Below are 17062 nucleotides of genomic sequence, written 5' to 3'. Positions count from 1 at the left end.
CGATGCTGCTCCACTTGCAGGCGGTACTCGATGCCGATGAACTGGCGCGAGCGGCCGAGCTGCTCGCCGATGCACCCTGGTGCGATGGCCGCGTCACCGCCGGCGAGCAGTCGGCGGCGGTCAAGCGCAACCAGCAGCTGCCGCAGCAGCATCCGCTGACGCGGGCGCTGCAGCAGATCGTCCTCGACGGGCTGAACCGCCACGCGACCTTCTTTTCGGCGGCGCTGCCGAAAAAGGTTTTTCCACCGCTGTTCAACCGCTATGCAGGCGACCACAACCGCTTTGGCGACCATGTCGACAATGCGATCCGGTTCGTGCCGGGCCAGCACCAGCAGCGCGTACGCACCGATCTCAGCGCAACGCTGTTTCTCGCCGATCCGGCCAGCTACGACGGCGGCGAGCTGGTGATCGCCGAAGGCACGGGCGATCGCCGCATCAAGCTGCCGGCCGGCGACATGCTGCTCTATCCCGGCACCAGCGTGCACCGCGTCGAGCCGGTGACGCGCGGTGCGCGGCTCGCCAGCTTCTTCTGGGTCGAAAGCATGGTGCGCAGCGGCGAACAGCGGCAACTGCTGTTCGAGATGGACCGCGCGCTGATCGACTTGCGCAGCAGTGGTGGCGAATCCGGCCCGGCGGTTGCGTTGACCGGCAGTTACCACAACCTGCTTCGGATGTGGGCCGACACATGACGCACCAGCGCCGCCGTTTGCCGACGCTGCTCGTCGTCGTTGCGGTGCATGGTGCGCTGCTGTGGGCCGTGCTGCAGGCGACACCTTTGCGCGCGGTGACGCTGGAAGCCGAGCCGCTCCGCGTGCGCCTGGTTGCCGAGCAGCCGACGGCGCGGTCTGCGCCGGTTGCGCTGCCGGCACCGCCACTGTTGCCGGCGCCGCTGCCGCTGCCGATCGCGGTGCCCGAAGTCGCCATTGCAGCGCCGCCGCCAGCGCCGGTCACGGTGGCGGCACCCGAGCGCCGCGGCGCGCCGACGCCCGTCGCGGCCGCAGCGCCGGCAGCGTCAACAGCGATGCCTACGCCATCGGTATCCGCCCCGCCGGTGCCAGCAGTCGCAAGCGCGCCAACGCAGCCCAGCACCGAGCCGAAGCAGGTCGATGCCGCCGCCGTCCGTTATCTCGTCAAGCCGGCGCCGCGTTATCCGCTGGCCTCGCGCCGCTTGCGTGAAACCGGCACCGTCATCCTTCAGGTGCTGGTCGATGCCGCCGGCTTGCCGCGGCAGATCGTGCTGGTCAAATCGTCCGGCCACCCGCTGCTCGACGAGGCGGCCATCGCGGCAATGCGCGAGGCCAGGTTCCAGCCGTATTCCGAGAACGGCGTCGCGTTGACCGTCTGGGCGCCGGTTGCGCCGATCATCTTCGAGTTGTGACCGGTCAGCTGCGCTCGAGCAGCATCGCGTCGCCGTAGCTGAAGAAGCGGTAACGCCGCTCGATCGCCTCGCGGTACAGCGCCATGATGTGGCGATGCCCGGCAAAGGCGCTGACCAGCATCATCAGCGTGCTTTTTGGCAGGTGGAAATTGGTCACCAGCCGGTCGACGACGCGGAAATCGAAACCCGGTGTGATGAAGATGTCGGTTTCGCGCGCGCCGGCGCGCAGCTCGCCGTCTTCGCGTGCGGCCGATTCGAGCGCGCGCAGCGTCGTCGTGCCGACCGCGACGACACGGCCGCCGCGCGCGCGCGTCCTCGCGATTGCCTCGACGGTGGTGGCCGGAATCTCGAACCATTCGCTGTGCATCTTGTGCTCGGCCAGCGATTCGCTGCGCACCGGCAGGAAGGTGCCGGCGCCGACATGCAGCGTCACCTCGGCGCGTTCCAGTCCGAATGTCGGCAGTTCGTCGAGCAGCGCCTGGTCGAAATGCAGCGCCGCCGTCGGCGCGGCGACGGCGCCAGGCCGGCTGGCGAAGACGGTCTGGTAGCGGCGCTCGTCGTCGGCATCGTCGGGATGTTCGATATACGGCGGCAGCGGCACATGGCCGAAGCGGTCGAGCAGCGGCAGCGGGTCGTCCGGAAAACGCAGGTGGAACAGGTCGCCGGCTGGCCCGGTGCGGCCGAGCACCTCGACGGCAAAACCCGCATCGCCATCGGCCGCCTCGAACAGCAGCCGGGTTCCGGCCGGTGGCGACTTGCTCGCGCGCACATGGGCCCAGGCCTCATGTGCCGATCCTGGCAGCAATCGTTCGATCAGCACCTCGACCGCGCCGCCGCTGGCCTTGTGGCCGAGCAGCCGGGCCTTGATGACGCGGGTATTGTTGAAGACCAGCAGATCGCCGCGGTCGAGCAGGCCGGGCAGTTCACGAAACACATGGTCTCTGGCCGGCAGACGCCGGCCGTCGAGCAGCCGCGAGGCGCTGCGTTGCGGCGCCGGATGTTGCGCGATCAGTTCGTCCGGCAGGTCGAAATCGAAATCGGCGAGGCTGAGGACGGGTTCGGATGGCGACATGGACGTGATTGTTCCATGCCCGTCGCGGCCGCCCGCCCCTGCGGCAGCTTCACTCAGTACAGGTCGGCGAAGCTGCTGCGCGAAAACGCTTCGTCGTCGCCGCCGGGCAGCGCGGTCCAGCGGCTGGCGGTCTCGATCAGCTTCGCTGCAAGTACCGGCTTGGTCAGGAAGTCGTTCATTCCGGCAGCCAGGCAGGCCGCGCGGTCCTCGGCAAATGCATTGGCGGTCAACGCGACGATCGGCACGATGCGACCGTAGCGGCCGGCTTCTCCGCCGCGGATCCGCCGCGTCACCTCGAGCCCGTCCATCTCGGGCATCTGCCAGTCCATCAGCACCAGGTCGAAGGTCTGCCGCGCCATCAACTCGAGTGCCTGCTCGCCGGTATCGGCCGCGGTGGTGGCATAACCGGCGTTGTGCAGCATGCTGCAGACGATGGTCTGGTTCAGCCTGTCGTCCTCGACGACCAGCACATGTTTGGCGCCGAGCGTTCCAGGGCTGGTCGGCGTCGGCAATGGCGAGCTTGCAGGCAGATGGCGCGGGCTCGGCGCCGGCCGCGGCACCGCGCCGAGCCGGCTGACCAGCGAAGCGCGCAGCACCGGCTTGACGACGCTGCGCGACAGGTGAAAACGTTCGCGTGCGATCTCGCTTTCATAGGACTCGAGCTGGGTCATGCCGATCACCCGCTGCGGGTCGATCATCTGCATCGACGCCTCGAGAAACTGCCAGGTCTCTTCGGCATCCGCAGCGACCAGCAGCCATGGCTCGGCTGCGTCATCGGGCTGGCGGCTGATCCACGCCTGCAGGTCGTCGGCCGAGCGGCAGCGCATCGTCCGGCAGCCCAGCCGCGCCAACTGCGCGGCGATGGCGCGCGCGCTCGGCTCGTGGGGTTCAAAAAACAGCACCTGGTATTGCAGCGGTGGCGGCTCCGGCACCGTCGTTGCCGCCAGCGGAATATCGAGCTCGACCTCGAAGCAGCTGCCGGCGCCGACTTCGCTGTCGACACGGATGCTGCCGCCCATCGCCTCGACCAGCTCGCGGGTGATCGTCAGTCCGAGCCCGCTGCCGCCATGGCGTCGGTTGACACCGTCATCGGCCTGACGGAACGGCTCGAAGACATGTTGCAGCGCCTGCTCGGCAATGCCGGGACCGGAATCGCGGACCCGGATGATCACCGAGGTGGCCGTGCGCCCGCGGTCGACATTCAGCACGACATCGCCGCGCTGCGTGAACTTGACGGCATTGCCGAGCAGGTTCATCAGGATCTGCCGCAAGCGCGACGAATCGCCGTTGCGCCAGGCCGGCAGATCCGGGTCGACGATGCAGGCCATGCCCAGGCGCTTCAGCCGCGCGCCGACCGCGGTCGTCGCGATCGCGCTTTCGACGCAATCGACGAGGTTGAAGTCGACATGGGTCAGCTCGAGTGCGCCAGTCTCGATCCGCGACAGATCGAGGATGTTCTCGATCAATCCGAGCAGGTTGGTTCCGCTGCCGCGGATCGCATCGATCAGATGCGCCTGCTCCTCCGCACCCTGGCCGCCGAGCTGCAGCAGCTGCGCGGCGCCGATCACGCCGTTCAGTGGCGTGCGCAGTTCATGGCTCATGTTGGCGAGAAACCGCGTCTTCGCCAGCGACGCCGCTTCGGCCTGGTCGCGTTCGTCCTGCAGTGCCCGGGTATCGGCGGCGGTGCGGCGATCGGCATCGCGGCCGGCGTTGACGACCGCGGCACCGAGCTGTTCGCAGTCATCGAGCAACTGGTTGATCGGCGTCACCAGGTCGACATCGTCCGGATCGGCAACCGGCGGCAGTCGCTGGTCATGCAGGTGGCCTGAGGCGATTTCGTCGAGCCGCGCAGCCAGCCCGCTGACCGCGTTCGCGTTGCGCCTGGCGCGCAGCGCCGCGAAGCCGACGATCACTGCGGCGACAAAGGCAGGCGCAGCCGCATGGACTCCGGCACCAAACGCAGCCATCAGCGCCGCCACCGCCGCCAGCCCGCTGGCCAGCAACAGCCAGCGCCAGAGCGGGCGCGGGATGCCATGGTCGGGCTGCGGTACTTTTGATGGCGATTCTTGATTCAACGGAGCGATCCTGCGTTGCTCGGGCCGGGCCCCCGCCTGCAAAGAGCCAGAGCATGCCTGAAATTCGCACCCGGCCAAAGCCGGCGCGATGTGCGTATCCAACGGCCCTGGCCGCGCAGCGGCTTGCGCGGGGCAAAATCGACGCATGCCTGAACCGCCCGCCGTTGCGCGCAAATCGCCCGGCAAGCCACCCGCCGCCACCAAGTCCGCCGCGCAGCGGGCAATGGAAAAAATGGGGCTGGTGCGCGACATCGACCTGGTGCTGCATCTGCCGCTGCGCTACGAGGACGAGACGCGGCTGACGCCGATTGCCGGATTGCGCGACGGCCAGACCGCGCAGGTCGAAGGCATCGTGCACAGTTGCCATGTCGAGGGCCGCGGCCGGCGCCAGCTCGTCGCGCGGCTTCGCGACGGCAGCGGCGAACTGGTGCTGCGCTTCATCCACTTCTATCCGAGCCACCAGAAAAGCCTGGCCGCCGGCCAGCGGCTGCGCGTGCGCGGCGAGGCGCGCGGCGGCTTTTTCGGCCTCGAGATGGTTCATCCGGTTTTCCGTGCGGTCAGCAGCGATACGCCGCTGGCCGATTCGCTGACGCCGGTTTATCCGACCAGCGCCGGGCTGCCGCAGGCCTATCTGCGCAAGGCCGTCGGCTCCGCATTGCAACGTGCCGACCTGTCGGAAATCCTGCCGGCCGAGCTGATTCCGGCTGGCCTGCCGAGCCTGCGTGACAGCCTCGCCTGGTTGCACCACCCGCCGCCGCAGGCGTCGCTGCACCTGCTCGAGGACCACCACCAGCCACCGTGGCAGCGCCTGAAATTCGACGAACTGCTGGCCCAGCAGATTTCGCAGGGCCAGGCGCGCCGCGAGCGCGCACTGCAGCGAGCGCCGCGTTTTGCCGCGCAGCGCGACGGCCTGCACGAGCGGCTGCTCGCCGCACTGCCCTTCGACCTGACCGCTGCGCAACGTCGCGTCGTCGACGAAATCGCCTCGGACCTCGCCCGCCGCGCGAGCGATAACCTTGAACAATCGGTGCCGATGCACAGGCTGCTGCAGGGCGACGTCGGCTCCGGCAAGACGGTGGTCGCTGCGCTCGCCGCGGCACTGGTGATGGCGCAAGGTTGGCAATGTGCGCTGATGGCGCCGACCGAAATCCTCGCCGAGCAGCATTTCCGCAAGCTGGTCGGCTGGCTCGAACCGCTCGGCATCCAGGTTGCGTGGCTGACCGGCAGCCGCAAGGGCAAGGCGCGGGCACAGATGCTTGAAGCGGTCGCATCCGGTGAAGCACTGCTGGTCGTCGGCACCCACGCGGTGATCCAGGACGACGTCAGCTTTGCCAAGCTCGGCCTTGCGATCATCGATGAGCAGCACCGCTTCGGCGTCGAGCAGCGGCTGAGCCTGCGCCGCAAGCTGGTGCAGCAGGCAGGCGGCGCCGGCCTCGAACCGCACCTGCTGATGATGAGCGCGACGCCGATTCCGCGCACGCTGGCGATGACGCTGTTTGCCGACCTCGACATCAGCACCATCGACGAACTGCCGCCGGGCCGTACGCCGGTGCTGACGAAGGTCTTCAGCGATGCCCGCCGCGACGAGGTGATCCGGACAATCGCCGACGAGGTGGCGCGCGGCCGCCAGGTCTACTGGGTCTGCCCGCTGATCGAGGAAAGCGAACACATCGATCTGCAGAACGCGACCGCGACCCACCAGCAGCTGAAGGAGGCCCTGCCCGATGCAATGGTCGGCCTGCTGCACGGGCGCATGCCGCCGGCCGAGAAGGCGGCGGTGATGGCGCTGTTCAGCGACGGCCGGATGGCGTTGCTGGTCAGCACGACGGTGATCGAGGTCGGCGTCGACGTGCCGAATGCGAGCCTGATGGTGATCGAACATGCCGAACGTTTCGGCCTCAGCCAGCTGCACCAGTTGCGTGGCCGAGTCGGCCGCGGCGCCGTCGCCAGTGTCTGCGTGCTGCTCTATACCTCGCCACTGTCGGAGACCGGCAAGGCGCGCCTGAAGGCGATGGCGGAAACCGCCGACGGCTTCGAGATCGCCCGCCGCGACCTCGAGATACGCGGCCCCGGTGAATTCATGGGCGCCCGCCAGTCAGGCGCACCCCTGCTGCGCTTCGCCGATCTCGGTGAAGACCTGCAACTCGTCAAACACGCCCGTTCCGCCGCGGAAACGCTGCTCGACCACCATCCGGCCATCGCGCGTCGGCATATGGCGCGCTGGCAGGGGGTCAAGGCGGATTATTTGAAAGCTTGAGTACGCAGAACATCGGTGCTCGCGTGGCCGGCGGCACGCAGCCCAGAGCGGCCATCGAGCTCGCAGGCGGCGCTGACTATTGTGGGAGGGGCTTCAGCCCCGATTCGGGATCTTGCACGATTGCGAATCGGCAGGCACAGAGGCGAGAGCAAAGGCGCGGTCGGGCGGCCGCTTGCGCTTAGATGCTTGCCCTCGCGCCGGGCGCTCGGGTTCCCTGCGATGCTCGGTCTTGTGGCCCGTCGCGGAAACTCGCTGCACTCGCTTCGCTCGTTCCGCTCAGACAGTCCGCGCCAAGCCAGTTGTTGATGCTCGCTGCGCTCGCGGGCCACAAGCCCTCCGCTTCTCGGCTGCGCATATGCGCGCCAGCAGCCACCCGCCCACGCCTTTGCGGCGGCACCAAGGATTTCGACGAAGTTCAACCGCGTCACTGCGCGGCAGGCGGTGCCCGGGCGGGGCGATTTATGCGGCGGCGAGAAGCGGAGGTTCAGGGTCGGCGAGCGCAGCGAGCATCAACAAACATACTCGCGGCGGTTGTTCGAGCGCAGTGAGCGAAGCGAACGTAGCGAGTTCCGCCGCGCGACCCTGGACCGAGCATCGCAGCGCAGTCCGAGCGCCAGCGAGGACCGCCGCATCATGAGCCACGATCGGGTGCCGCCTGCCGCGCCGCTCGGTCTTGGCATGCAATTCGAAGGGCATGCGCACGACCAAGACCCCGAATCGGGGCTGAAGCCCCTCCCACAAAAGTCACCCACCGCCAAGCGGCCCGCCAAGGGCGCTATTCCTCGAGCTCCGCCTTCGCCATCTCGACGTCGAGTTTCTCGACTGCGTCCATCGGCTCGCAGGCGGCGGCCTGTTCGTAGAGCTTGGTGGCTTCCTTCATCTTCTTGTCGCCTTCGAGCATCACCAGGCCGTTTGCATATTCGACCATCGTGATCGCCGAATCGGGGTTGAGCTTCAGTGCGGTCTTGAAGTGCTCGAGCCCGGCGGACTTGCTGGCGCCCTGGGTGCGGCCGAGCAACGAGCCGACCTTGTCGATCACCTCCGCGTGGAAGGCGCCGAGGGCAACATGGGCGTCGGCATGTTTCGGTTGCAGTTCGATCGTGCGTTCGAGCGCCGCCTTGACCTTGGCGCCGAGGCCTTGCGACAAGGCCTTCGCGACGCTGATGCCCTGGCTGTAGCGGCCCAGCGCATACGCCATCAGATAGTGGGCATTGGCATTGTCGGGTTCGGCCTCGGCCTGCGCTTCGGCGCGTTCGGCCACTTCCTGGAAGCTTGCAAGCTTTGTCTTCTCGTTTTTTTCGAGGTAGGTCGCATACAGCGCCTGCGCCTTGTTCGCCACCGTGATGCCGGCCCCGCCGGCTTTCTCGCCGGCGCTGAGCGCAGCCTGGAAATCACCTGCGTGGTACAGCGCCCATGCAGCGAGCACCTTGGCATCCTTCGGCAGTGGTTCGGCGTCGCCGCGGTGCAAGCGCGCCCATTTTTTCTTCAGCGTCGCGGCATCGTAGGTGTACGGCGCGGCATCGTGCGGGAATGCGGTCCATTTGGCCATCTCTGTCGTCTCCTCGAATGTTGTTGCGCGTCACTCGTCGATCGAATACGGGCTGACCAGCCCGAGCAGGTGCTGCTTCTGGGCCGGCTCGAGATAGGGCAGCAGCAGGCTCAGCACGTGGAAGGCGCCGCGCATCATTGCCGCGCCGGCGCTTTCCGGCTCGAGGGCGCGCCGCGGGTCGCGCACATATTCATAACTGAGCCAGTAGGTCAGCACGACAACCATCGAGGTTGCCACCGCTTCACGGTCGCGGCTGTCGATCGCGATCCCGTTGCTGCGTTCGAGCCCGCCGAGCAGGCTGTTGACCGCGCGCGACTTGTTCTGCAGCACGAACTGGAAATGCGTTTCCAGCCGCCGGTTGTTCGACAGCAGGTCGTTCAAGTCGCGGTACAGGAATCGGTAGGCCCAGATCAGCTCGAACAGCGTATGAAAGAAGAACCACGCGTCCTCGACATTGCTGACCTCGTCGGCGGCCTTCAGCAGTTCGTTCAGCGCTTTTTCGTAACGGTCGAACAGGCTGTTGATCAGTTCGTCCTTCGCGGGGTAGTGGTAATAGAGGTTGCCGGGGCTGATGTTCAGTTCGGCCGAGATCAGCGTCGTCGAGACGTTCGGCTCGCCAAAGCGGTTGAACAGTTCGAGAGTGACTTCGAGGATGCGCTCGGCGGTGCGACGTGGCTTCTTCGCTGGGGTGGCCATGGCTGTCGGGCGTCGCCCGGACGGTTCGGAATGGATTCAATCTAGCACCGCGACCGCAACAAACCATCGGCAACTGCCCGGAGTCCTGCGGCAAAACGCCGCGATCCCTACAATCCAGCGCCTCATGCCGAGTCAATCCGATCCTGCCGCGATCTCGTTTCGCAACGTCAGCAAGACCTACGCCGGCGGCCGCCGGCCCGTCAAGGCGCTCGAGGATGTCAGCTTCGACATCGCGCCCGGCGAATTTTTCGGCCTGCTCGGGCCGAACGGTGCCGGCAAGACCAGCCTGATCAGCATTCTTGCCGGGCTGTCACGTGCCAGCAGCGGCCATGTCGAGGTGATGGGTCACGATGTCGCGGCCGATTTTGCGCATGCCAGGCGCAGCCTTGGCATCGTTCCGCAGGAACTCGTCTTCGACCCGTTCTTCAGCGTGCGCGAGGCGCTGCGCATCCAGAGCGGCTATTTCGGCATCCACCGCAACGACGACTGGATCGACGAACTGCTGGCCGAACTCGGCCTCGCCGACAAGGCCAACGCGAACATGCGCCAGCTGTCCGGCGGAATGAAGCGCCGCGTGCTGGTGGCGCAGGCGCTGGTCCATCGTCCGCCTGTGATCGTGCTCGATGAGCCGACCGCCGGTGTCGACGTCGAACTGCGCCAGACCCTGTGGCAGTTTGTCGCCCGCCTGAACAAGGAGGGGCATACCGTGCTGCTGACGACGCATTATCTGGAGGAGGCCGAGGCGCTGTGCGGCCGCATCGCGATGCTCAAGCTCGGCCGCGTGGTCGCGCTGGATCGCACCTCGGCGTTGCTCGCCGGCACCGCCAGCACGATGCTGCGTTTCAAGACCGATGCGCCTCTGCCTGAAGCCCTGCGCCAACATGCGCGGATCACCGGCCGCATCGTGCAGCTGACCGCCCACGATGCATTTGAAGTCGAACGCATGCTCGCGACGCTGCGCGAGGCCGGCATCATGCCCGAGGATCTGGAGATCGGCCGCGCCGATCTGGAGGATGTCTTCCTCGAGATCATGCAGGGCGACAACGTCACCTGGACCGCCACATGAGCACCACGACCGAAATTGCCGGCCCGCCGGTGCGCGCAGCCTTTGGCGTGCTGGCCGGCGCCCGCACCCTGCTTTACAAGGAAGTGCTGCGGTTCTGGAAGGTCGGTTTCCAGACCGTCGGCGCGCCGGTGCTGACCGCGATCCTCTATCTGCTGATCTTCGGCCATGCGCTCGAAGACCACGTCAAGGTCTTCGATTCGGTCGGCTACACCAGCTTCCTGGTTCCCGGCCTGGTGATGATGAGCGTCTTGCAGAACTCGTTCGCCAACAGCAGTTCGTCGCTGGTGCAGAGCAAGATCACCGGCAACCTGGTCTTCCTGCTGGTCGCGCCGCTGTCGCACTGGGCCTGGTTTGTCGCCTATGTCGGCGCGTCGGTTGTCCGCGGCGTCGTCGTCGGCAGTGGCGTGCTGCTGGTCACTTTGTGGTTTGCGCCGCTGCAGGCGGCCGAGCCGTGGTGGATCCTGATCTTCGCGCTGCTCGGCTCGGGCATGCTGGCATCGCTCGGCCTGATCGCCGGTTTATGGGCCGACAAGTTCGACCAGATGGCGGCATTCCAGAATTTCGTGATCATGCCGATGACTTTCCTGTCCGGCGTCTTCTATTCGGTGCAGTCGCTGCCGCCGTTCTGGCAGCAGATCAGCCATCTGAACCCGTTTTTCTACATGATCGACGGCTTCCGCCGCGGCTTTTTCGGCGTCAGCGACGTCTCGCCGTGGCTCAGCCTGCTCGTCGTCGGCGCCAGTTTTGCGCTGGTCGGCGGCATTGCGCTGCACCTGCTGCGCATCGGCTACAAGATCCGCCACTGAGCGAAATCCGCTCCGGGGGCGGGCCAATCCACCAGCCGGTAGAATCGAGCGATCATGGCTGATCCAACACCTGCCGAAGTCGAGCGCTATATCGCGCAAGGCCTTGCCTGCGAACACCTCGCGGTCGAGGGCGACGGGCGGCACTTTTTCGCGACCATCGTTTCATCCGAATTCGAAGGCGCGAGCCGGATCGCGCGGCACCAGCGGGTTTATCGTGCCCTCGGGGACCGCATGCGCGAACAGATTCATGCGCTGTCGATGAAGACGTTGACACCGGCCGAGTGGGCGTCGAGCCCGGCTGCGGCTGCCACCTCCCAACACCACTGACAACGGCTGCAGGGATGCCTGCGGCCGACGGTGCGGCACCCAGCAGCATCGCGGTTCGGCAATCCTCGGCTGTCCGACACCATGGACAAACTCCTGATACGCGGCGGCCAACGGCTCAACGGCGAAGTGCCGATTTCCGGCGCGAAGAATGCCGCGCTGCCCGAACTGTGCGCCGCGCTACTCAGCGCCGAACCGCTGACGCTGACCAATGTGCCGCGTCTGCAGGACGTCTCGACGACGCTGAAGCTGCTGCGCAACATGGGCGTCGCCGCCGAGCCTGGCGCGACCGAGGATGCGCTGGTGCTCGATGCCAGCCGCGTCACGCTGACCGAGGCGCCGTACGAGCTGGTCAAGACGATGCGCGCGTCGATCCTCGTGCTCGGCCCGCTGCTGGCCCGTTTCGGGCGCGCCCGCGTCTCGCTGCCCGGCGGCTGCGCGATCGGCTCGCGCCCGGTCGACCAGCACATCAAGGGCCTGCAGGCGATGGGCGCGGAGATTCGCGTCGAGCATGGCTACATCGTCGCCGAGGCCAGCCGGCTGCAGGGCGCGCGGATCACGACCGACATGGTCACCGTGACCGGCACCGAAAACCTGCTGATGGCGGCCTGCCTGGCCGAAGGCGAGACGGTGCTCGAGAATGCGGCGCAGGAGCCGGAGGTCAGCGACCTCGCCGAAATGCTGATCGCGATGGGTGCGCGCATCGAGGGCCACGGAACCCGCCGCATCACGGTGCAGGGTGTCGAGTCGCTGCACGGCGCGAGCCACCACATCGTGCCGGATCGCATCGAGGCTGGTACCTTCCTGTGCGCAGTGGCGGCCACCGGTGGTGATGTCGTGCTGCGCCGCGCCAATGCCGCCCACCTGACCACGGTGATCGAGAAATTGCGCGAGGCCGGCATCGACATCGAGTCGGGTGACGACTGGATCCGCGTGCGCGGCAGCGGCCGGCCGAAGGCGGTGAGCTTCCGCACCAGCGAATATCCGTCGTTCCCGACCGACATGCAGGCGCAGTTCATGGCGCTGAACTGCATCGCCGAGGGCAGTTCGCGGGTGACCGAGACGATCTTCGAGAACCGCTTCATGCACGTCAACGAACTGACGCGGCTTGGTGCGCAGATCGAGGTCGACGGCCATACCGCGATCGTCCATGGCGTCGAGCGGCTGTCTGGCGCGACGGTGATGGCCACCGACCTGCGGGCCTCGGCCAGCCTGGTGATCGGCGGGCTGGTCGCCGACGGCGAAACACTGGTCGACCGGATCTACCACCTCGATCGCGGCTACGACCGGATGGAAAGCAAGCTGCGCGCGATCGGCGCGCAGATCGAACGCGTCGGGCGCGCGCCATGATCACGCTGGCCTTGTCCAAGGGACGGATCTTCGACGAGACGGTGCCGCTGCTGGCTGCCGCCGGCATCGAGGTGTCGGAGGACCCGGAAAAATCGCGCAAGCTGATCATCGGCACCAGCCGCCCCGATGTCCGCGTCGTGCTGGTGCGTGCCAGCGACGTGCCGACCTATGTCCAGCACGGCGGCGCCGACCTCGGCGTGACCGGCAAGGACACGCTGATCGAGCATGGCGGCGAAGGCCTGTACCAGCCGCTCGATCTGCAGATCGCGAAGTGCCGGATGAGCGTCGCGGTGCGCGCCGATTTCGACTATGCGAATGCGGTGCGCCAGGGGTCGCGGATCCGCGTCGCAACCAAATATACGCAGATCGCGCGCGAACATTTCTCCGACAAGGGCGTGCACGTCGACCTGATCAAGCTGTATGGCTCGATGGAACTGGCGCCGCTGACCGGCCTCGCCGATGCGATCGTCGACCTGGTCTCGACCGGCAGCACGCTGAAAGCCAACCACCTGGTCGAGGTCGAGGAAATCATGCGCATCTCGGCACGGCTGGTCGTCAACCAGGCGGCGCTGAAACTGAAGCGCGAGCCGATCCGCTCGATCATCGATTGTTTTGCCGCGGCGATCGAGGGACGGGCGTCATGAGCGTCGCGATCCGCCGACTCGTCACCTCGGATGCCGGCTTCGACAGTGCCTTCGAGCAGGTGCTGCACTGGTCCGAGGCGACCGACCAGGCGATCGAGCAACGCGTCGCCGAAATCATCGACGACGTGCGCCGCCGTGGCGACGCCGCGGTGCTCGAATACACCAGCCGCTTCGACGGCGTCGGTGCCGCAGCGGTCAGCGAACTGAAAATCGACGCGGCCGAGTTGCAGGCAGCGCTCGCCGGTCTGCCGACTGCTCAACGCGATGCGCTGCAGTCGGCCGCGCAGCGTGTGCGCAGCTACCACGAGCGTCAGCTCGAGGCCTGCGGCCGCTCCTGGACCTATCGTGACGACGACGGCAGCCTGCTTGGCCAGAAGGTCACGCCGCTCGACCGCGTCGGCATTTATGTGCCAGGCGGCAAGGCTGCCTATCCGTCGAGCGTACTGATGAATGCGCTGCCGGCCAAGGTGGCCGGCGTCGGCGAGATCGTGATGGTGGTGCCGACGCCGCGCGGCGAGCGCAATCCGCTGGTGCTGGCAGCTGCCGCGGTGGCCGGCGTTGACCGCGTCTTCACGGTCGGCGGCGCGCAGGCGGTCGCGGCGCTGGCCTACGGCACCGCGTCGATCCCTGCGGTCGACAAGATCACCGGGCCGGGCAATGCCTATGTCGCGAGCGCGAAGCGGCGCGTCTTCGGCAAGGTCGGCATCGACATGATCGCCGGGCCGAGCGAGATCCTCGTGCTCGCCGACGGCAGCACGCCGGCCGACTGGGTCGCGATGGATTTGTTCAGCCAGGCCGAACACGACGAGCTGGCGCAAAGCATCCTGCTGTGCCCGGACGCTGGCTACATCGACGAGGTGCAGCGCGCGATCGACCGGCTGCTGCCAGAGATGCCGCGGCGCGACGTGATCCGCGCTTCGCTCGAAGGGCGTGGTGCGCTGATCCTGACCCGTTCGATGGACGAGGCCTGCGCCATCAGCAACCGGATCGCGCCGGAACACCTCGAAGTGTCGTCGCTCGACCCGCACCGCTGGGAGCCGCTGCTCAGGCATGCCGGCGCGATCTTCCTCGGCGCCTTCACCAGCGAAAGCCTCGGCGACTATTGCGCCGGGCCGAACCACGTATTGCCGACCTCGGGCACCGCCCGTTTTTCGTCGCCGCTTGGCGTTTACGATTTCCAGAAACGCAGCAGCCTGATCGAGGTCAGCCGTTCGGGCGCGCAGACGCTCGGACGGATCGCGTCCGAACTCGCGCACGGCGAAGGGCTGCAGGCCCACGCCCGGGCCGCCGAGATGCGGCTCGACAAGCCCTGAAGATCACCCAAGGTCACCGATGACAGCCACCCTTGCGCAGCGCATGGCGCGCTTTCTCAGATCCGATGTGCAGGGCATGCACGGTTATGCGGTGCAGCCGAGCGCCGGCATGGTCAAGCTCGACACGATGGAAAACCCGTTCCTGCTGCCGCCGGATCTGCGCCGCCAGCTCGGCGAGCGGCTCGCCGCGGTCGCGCTGAACCGTTATCCGGCCGAGCGCGGCGATCTGCTGCGCGCCGAGCTGGCGCGTCATGCGCAGATGCCCGACGGCAACGACATCATGCTCGGCAACGGCTCCGACGAGCTGATCAGCCTGCTGACGCTGGCCTGCGCCGAGCGCGGCGCCGGCGGTCAGTCGAATGGCCACGTGATCCTTGCGCCGGTGCCCGGTTTCGTGATGTACGAGCTGAGCGCGAAACAGCATGGCCTGCCATTCGTCGGCGTGGCGTTGACGGCCGATTTCGAGCTCGATGCCGAGGCGATGCTGGCGGCCATCGACAAGCACCAGCCGGCGCTGGTCTACCTCGCCTATCCGAACAACCCGACCGCCAATTTATGGGACGACGCGGTGATCGACGCGATCATCGACGCCGCGCCCGGTCTGGTTGTTTTGGATGAGGCCTACCAGCCTTTTGCCGCCCGCGATTCACTGGCCCGCCTCGCCCGTCACGACCATGTGCTGCTGATGCGCACGATGAGCAAGTTCGGGCTGGCCGGTGTGCGCATCGGTTATCTGATCGGCCGCACGGCGCTGATCACCGAGATCGACAAGCTGCGCCCGCCGTTCAACATCAGCGTGCTGAATTGCGAGACGGCGCTGTTTGCGCTCGAACATGTCGACGAATATGCCCGCCAGGCGGCGACGATCCGGGCCGAGCGCGGCCGGATGTTCGAGGCGCTCGGCGCCTTTGCCGGCGTCACCGTCCATCCGAGCGAAGCCAACATGCTGCTGGTGCGGGTGCCCGATGCGAAACGTGTCTTCGACGGCATGAAAGCGCGCAAGGTGCTGATCAAGAATGTCTCGGCGCTGCATCCGCTGCTCGCCAACTGCCTGCGCATCACCGTCGGCACACCGGAAGAAAATACCTTGTGCCTGGCCGCCTTCGAAGCGGCATTGCTGGAATCCGCCCCATGAGCCACGTGACACCCCGCTCCGCCGTCGTCCAACGCGACACCAAGGAAACGCAGATCCGCGTCTTCCTGAACCTCGACGGCAGCGGCGATGCGAAGCTGTCGACCGGAATCGGCTTTTTCGACCACATGCTCGACCAGATCGCCCGCCACGGGCTGATCGATCTGGAGATCGAGGCCAAGGGCGACCTGCACATCGACGGCCACCACACCGTCGAGGATGTCGGCATCACGCTCGGCCAGGCGATGGCGCAGGCGGTTGGTGACAAGAAGGGGCTGCGCCGCTACGGCCATGCCTATATCCCGCTCGACGAGGCGCTGTCGCGCGTCGTCGTCGATTTTTCCGGCCGGCCCGGGCTGCACATGCGGGTGGCGTTCAAGAGCGGGATGATCGGCGGCCTCGATACACAGCTCGTCTACGAGTTTTTCCAGGGCTTCGTCAACCATGCCGGCGTCAGCCTGCACATCGACAACCTGTTCGGCGACAACGCGCACCACCAGTGCGAAACGATCTTCAAGGCCTTTGCCCGCGCGCTGCGAATGGCGCTGGAAATCGACCCGCGCGCAGCCGATCTGATTCCCTCGACCAAGGGTTCACTCTGAAATGGAAACCCCCACGCTCACGTTGCTTGCTGCCCCCCGAGGGGGTGCCTCAGTGGCTTCGGGCGGCCGGGCGCCACTGAGATGACACGCCGTACCGTCGCCGTCGTCGACTACGGCATGGGCAATCTGCGATCGGTGTCGCAGGCGGTCAGGCATGTGGCCGAGGGCAGCGGGCTCGAGGTCGTCGTCACCGCCGATCCGGCCGAAGTGCGCGCCGCCGAGCGGATCGTGCTGCCCGGCCAGGGTGCGATGCCCGATTGCATGCGCGAGCTGCAGCAGTCCGGATTGCGCGAGGCGGTGCTCGAGGCGGCGGCCGGCAAACCGCTGATGGGTGTCTGCGTCGGCATGCAGATGCTGCTGTCGCGCAGCGAGGAAGGCCCGACCGACGGCCTCGGGCTGATCGATGGCGAGGTGGTGCGTTTCCAGCTCGACGGCCAACGGCAGCCCGATGGCAGCCGCTACAAGGTGCCGCAGATGGGCTGGAACCAGGTATGGCAGATGTTTTCGCACCCGGTCTGGGCCGGCGTGCCGGATGGCGCCTGGTTCTATTTCGTGCACAGCTTTTATGCGCGGCCGTCCGACCGGCACCACAGTGCTGGTGAAACCGAGTATGGACAGCGCTTTACCTGCGCGCTGGCGCGAGATAATATTTTCGCGACCCAGTTCCACCCGGAGAAAAGCGCCGACCACGGTCTGGCGCTGTACCGCAACTTCCTTCACTGGAATCCCTGAATCGAACTTGCACAGAGCGTTCAGGCGCAGGCACGTCCTCCGTGCCGCGGCTCCCCGGTCACCGTG

At 66.8% G+C, this 17062-nt stretch carries 16 protein-coding genes; 12 read left to right on the top strand and 4 right to left on the bottom strand.

Features of this window, described 5'->3' with window-relative positions; translation table 11 throughout:
- Nucleotides 1–2 precede the first annotated feature (2 nt).
- Together ACNH6H_RS11395 and ACNH6H_RS11390 are read left to right on the top strand one after the other, a co-directional pair.
- Nucleotides 3–689, top strand: a complete 687-nt coding sequence (locus ACNH6H_RS11395) for a Fe2+-dependent dioxygenase (RefSeq protein WP_418317734.1) — start codon at nt 3–5, stop codon at nt 687–689.
- Complete coding sequence (locus ACNH6H_RS11390; protein ID WP_418317732.1) at nt 686–1378, top strand: energy transducer TonB; 693 nt, start codon at nt 686–688, stop codon at nt 1376–1378. The genes ACNH6H_RS11395 and ACNH6H_RS11390 overlap by 4 nt, the downstream gene beginning before the upstream one ends.
- Before the next feature lie 4 nt (nt 1379–1382).
- Here the strand turns inward: ACNH6H_RS11390 and queA are convergent, their stop codons facing one another.
- Together queA and ACNH6H_RS11380 are read right to left on the bottom strand one after the other, a co-directional pair.
- Nucleotides 1383–2450: a tRNA preQ1(34) S-adenosylmethionine ribosyltransferase-isomerase QueA gene (queA, locus tag ACNH6H_RS11385; protein ID WP_418317730.1), complete on the bottom strand. Its 1068-nt coding sequence runs from the start codon at nt 2448–2450 to the stop codon at nt 1383–1385.
- 53 nt (nt 2451–2503) lie between these two features.
- The gene (locus tag ACNH6H_RS11380) at nt 2504–4525 is read right to left on the bottom strand and encodes an ATP-binding protein (protein ID WP_418317728.1); all 2022 of its coding nucleotides are present in this window, start codon (nt 4523–4525) and stop codon (nt 2504–2506) included.
- Between the two features lie 145 nt (nt 4526–4670).
- Between ACNH6H_RS11380 and recG the strand changes: the two genes are divergently transcribed.
- The gene (gene recG / locus ACNH6H_RS11375; protein ID WP_418317726.1) at nt 4671–6782 is read left to right on the top strand and encodes an ATP-dependent DNA helicase RecG; all 2112 of its coding nucleotides are present in this window, start codon (nt 4671–4673) and stop codon (nt 6780–6782) included.
- A 775-nt stretch (nt 6783–7557) separates the two neighbouring features.
- Here the strand turns inward: recG and ACNH6H_RS11370 are convergent.
- Together ACNH6H_RS11370 and ACNH6H_RS11365 are read right to left on the bottom strand one after the other, a co-directional pair.
- On the bottom strand, nt 7558–8331 hold the full coding sequence (locus tag ACNH6H_RS11370) for a hypothetical protein (protein WP_418317724.1): 774 nt from the start codon (nt 8329–8331) through the stop codon (nt 7558–7560).
- A gap of 30 nt (nt 8332–8361) precedes the next feature.
- Complete coding sequence (locus ACNH6H_RS11365) at nt 8362–9027, bottom strand: TetR/AcrR family transcriptional regulator (protein ID WP_418317722.1); 666 nt, start codon at nt 9025–9027, stop codon at nt 8362–8364.
- 124 nt (nt 9028–9151) lie between these two features.
- On the opposite strand from ACNH6H_RS11365, the gene ACNH6H_RS11360 reads away from it, so the two are divergent.
- From ACNH6H_RS11360 to hisH, 9 genes are all read left to right on the top strand, one after another.
- Nucleotides 9152–10093 (top strand): ABC transporter ATP-binding protein, encoded by a 942-nt coding sequence (locus ACNH6H_RS11360; RefSeq protein WP_418317720.1) that lies wholly within the window; start codon nt 9152–9154, stop codon nt 10091–10093.
- Entirely contained in the window at nt 10090–10899 is an 810-nt protein-coding gene (locus ACNH6H_RS11355; RefSeq protein WP_418317718.1) for an ABC transporter permease, read from the top strand. Before ACNH6H_RS11360 ends, ACNH6H_RS11355 begins: the two co-directional genes overlap by 4 nt.
- A gap of 54 nt (nt 10900–10953) precedes the next feature.
- On the top strand, nt 10954–11226 hold the full coding sequence (locus ACNH6H_RS11350) for a BolA family protein (RefSeq protein WP_418317717.1): 273 nt from the start codon (nt 10954–10956) through the stop codon (nt 11224–11226).
- A gap of 81 nt (nt 11227–11307) precedes the next feature.
- Nucleotides 11308–12573: a UDP-N-acetylglucosamine 1-carboxyvinyltransferase gene (gene murA / locus ACNH6H_RS11345; protein WP_418317716.1), complete on the top strand. Its 1266-nt coding sequence runs from the start codon at nt 11308–11310 to the stop codon at nt 12571–12573.
- Nucleotides 12570–13217, top strand: a complete 648-nt coding sequence (hisG, locus tag ACNH6H_RS11340; protein WP_418317715.1) for an ATP phosphoribosyltransferase — start codon at nt 12570–12572, stop codon at nt 13215–13217. Before murA ends, hisG begins: the two co-directional genes overlap by 4 nt.
- Nucleotides 13214–14530 carry a histidinol dehydrogenase gene (hisD, locus tag ACNH6H_RS11335; RefSeq protein ID WP_418317713.1) on the top strand — a complete coding sequence of 439 codons (1317 nt, stop codon included), beginning with the start codon at nt 13214–13216 and terminating at the stop codon, nt 14528–14530. Before hisG ends, hisD begins: the two co-directional genes overlap by 4 nt.
- A gap of 19 nt (nt 14531–14549) precedes the next feature.
- Entirely contained in the window at nt 14550–15665 is a 1116-nt protein-coding gene (gene hisC, locus ACNH6H_RS11330; protein ID WP_418317711.1) for a histidinol-phosphate transaminase, read from the top strand.
- Nucleotides 15662–16264 (top strand): imidazoleglycerol-phosphate dehydratase HisB, encoded by a 603-nt coding sequence (gene hisB, locus ACNH6H_RS11325; protein WP_418317710.1) that lies wholly within the window; start codon nt 15662–15664, stop codon nt 16262–16264. The genes hisC and hisB overlap by 4 nt, the downstream gene beginning before the upstream one ends.
- Nucleotides 16265–16345: 81 nt before the next feature.
- Nucleotides 16346–16996: an imidazole glycerol phosphate synthase subunit HisH gene (gene hisH / locus ACNH6H_RS11320; protein WP_418317708.1), complete on the top strand. Its 651-nt coding sequence runs from the start codon at nt 16346–16348 to the stop codon at nt 16994–16996.
- The last annotated feature ends 66 nt before the right edge of the window (nt 16997–17062 follow it).

It is taken from the genome of Pseudideonella sakaiensis, from assembly GCF_048320135.1.
In the GTDB taxonomy this organism is placed as follows: Bacteria; Pseudomonadota; Gammaproteobacteria; order Burkholderiales; family Burkholderiaceae_C; genus Ideonella_A; species Ideonella_A sakaiensis_A.
Note: the sequence above shows the minus strand (reverse complement) of the source record. Positions and strands in the feature narration are given on the sequence as shown.

What these genes read in the sequence shown, in the direction of transcription:
- ACNH6H_RS11395 (WP_418317734.1), top strand. Translation starts at nt 3, where the DNA reads ATGCTGCTCCACTTGCAGGCGGTACTCGATGCCGATGAACTGGCGCGA.
- ACNH6H_RS11390 (WP_418317732.1), top strand. Translation starts at nt 686, where the DNA reads ATGACGCACCAGCGCCGCCGTTTGCCGACGCTGCTCGTCGTCGTTGCG.
- queA (WP_418317730.1), bottom strand. Translation starts at nt 2,450, where the DNA reads ATGTCGCCATCCGAACCCGTCCTCAGCCTCGCCGATTTCGATTTCGAC.
- recG (WP_418317726.1), top strand. Translation starts at nt 4,671, where the DNA reads ATGCCTGAACCGCCCGCCGTTGCGCGCAAATCGCCCGGCAAGCCACCC.
- ACNH6H_RS11370 (WP_418317724.1), bottom strand. Translation starts at nt 8,331, where the DNA reads ATGGCCAAATGGACCGCATTCCCGCACGATGCCGCGCCGTACACCTAC.
- ACNH6H_RS11365 (WP_418317722.1), bottom strand. Translation starts at nt 9,027, where the DNA reads ATGGCCACCCCAGCGAAGAAGCCACGTCGCACCGCCGAGCGCATCCTC.
- ACNH6H_RS11360 (WP_418317720.1), top strand. Translation starts at nt 9,152, where the DNA reads ATGCCGAGTCAATCCGATCCTGCCGCGATCTCGTTTCGCAACGTCAGC.
- ACNH6H_RS11355 (WP_418317718.1), top strand. Translation starts at nt 10,090, where the DNA reads ATGAGCACCACGACCGAAATTGCCGGCCCGCCGGTGCGCGCAGCCTTT.
- ACNH6H_RS11350 (WP_418317717.1), top strand. Translation starts at nt 10,954, where the DNA reads ATGGCTGATCCAACACCTGCCGAAGTCGAGCGCTATATCGCGCAAGGC.
- murA (WP_418317716.1), top strand. Translation starts at nt 11,308, where the DNA reads ATGGACAAACTCCTGATACGCGGCGGCCAACGGCTCAACGGCGAAGTG.
- hisG (WP_418317715.1), top strand. Translation starts at nt 12,570, where the DNA reads ATGATCACGCTGGCCTTGTCCAAGGGACGGATCTTCGACGAGACGGTG.
- hisD (WP_418317713.1), top strand. Translation starts at nt 13,214, where the DNA reads ATGAGCGTCGCGATCCGCCGACTCGTCACCTCGGATGCCGGCTTCGAC.
- hisC (WP_418317711.1), top strand. Translation starts at nt 14,550, where the DNA reads ATGACAGCCACCCTTGCGCAGCGCATGGCGCGCTTTCTCAGATCCGAT.
- hisB (WP_418317710.1), top strand. Translation starts at nt 15,662, where the DNA reads ATGAGCCACGTGACACCCCGCTCCGCCGTCGTCCAACGCGACACCAAG.
- hisH (WP_418317708.1), top strand. Translation starts at nt 16,346, where the DNA reads ATGACACGCCGTACCGTCGCCGTCGTCGACTACGGCATGGGCAATCTG.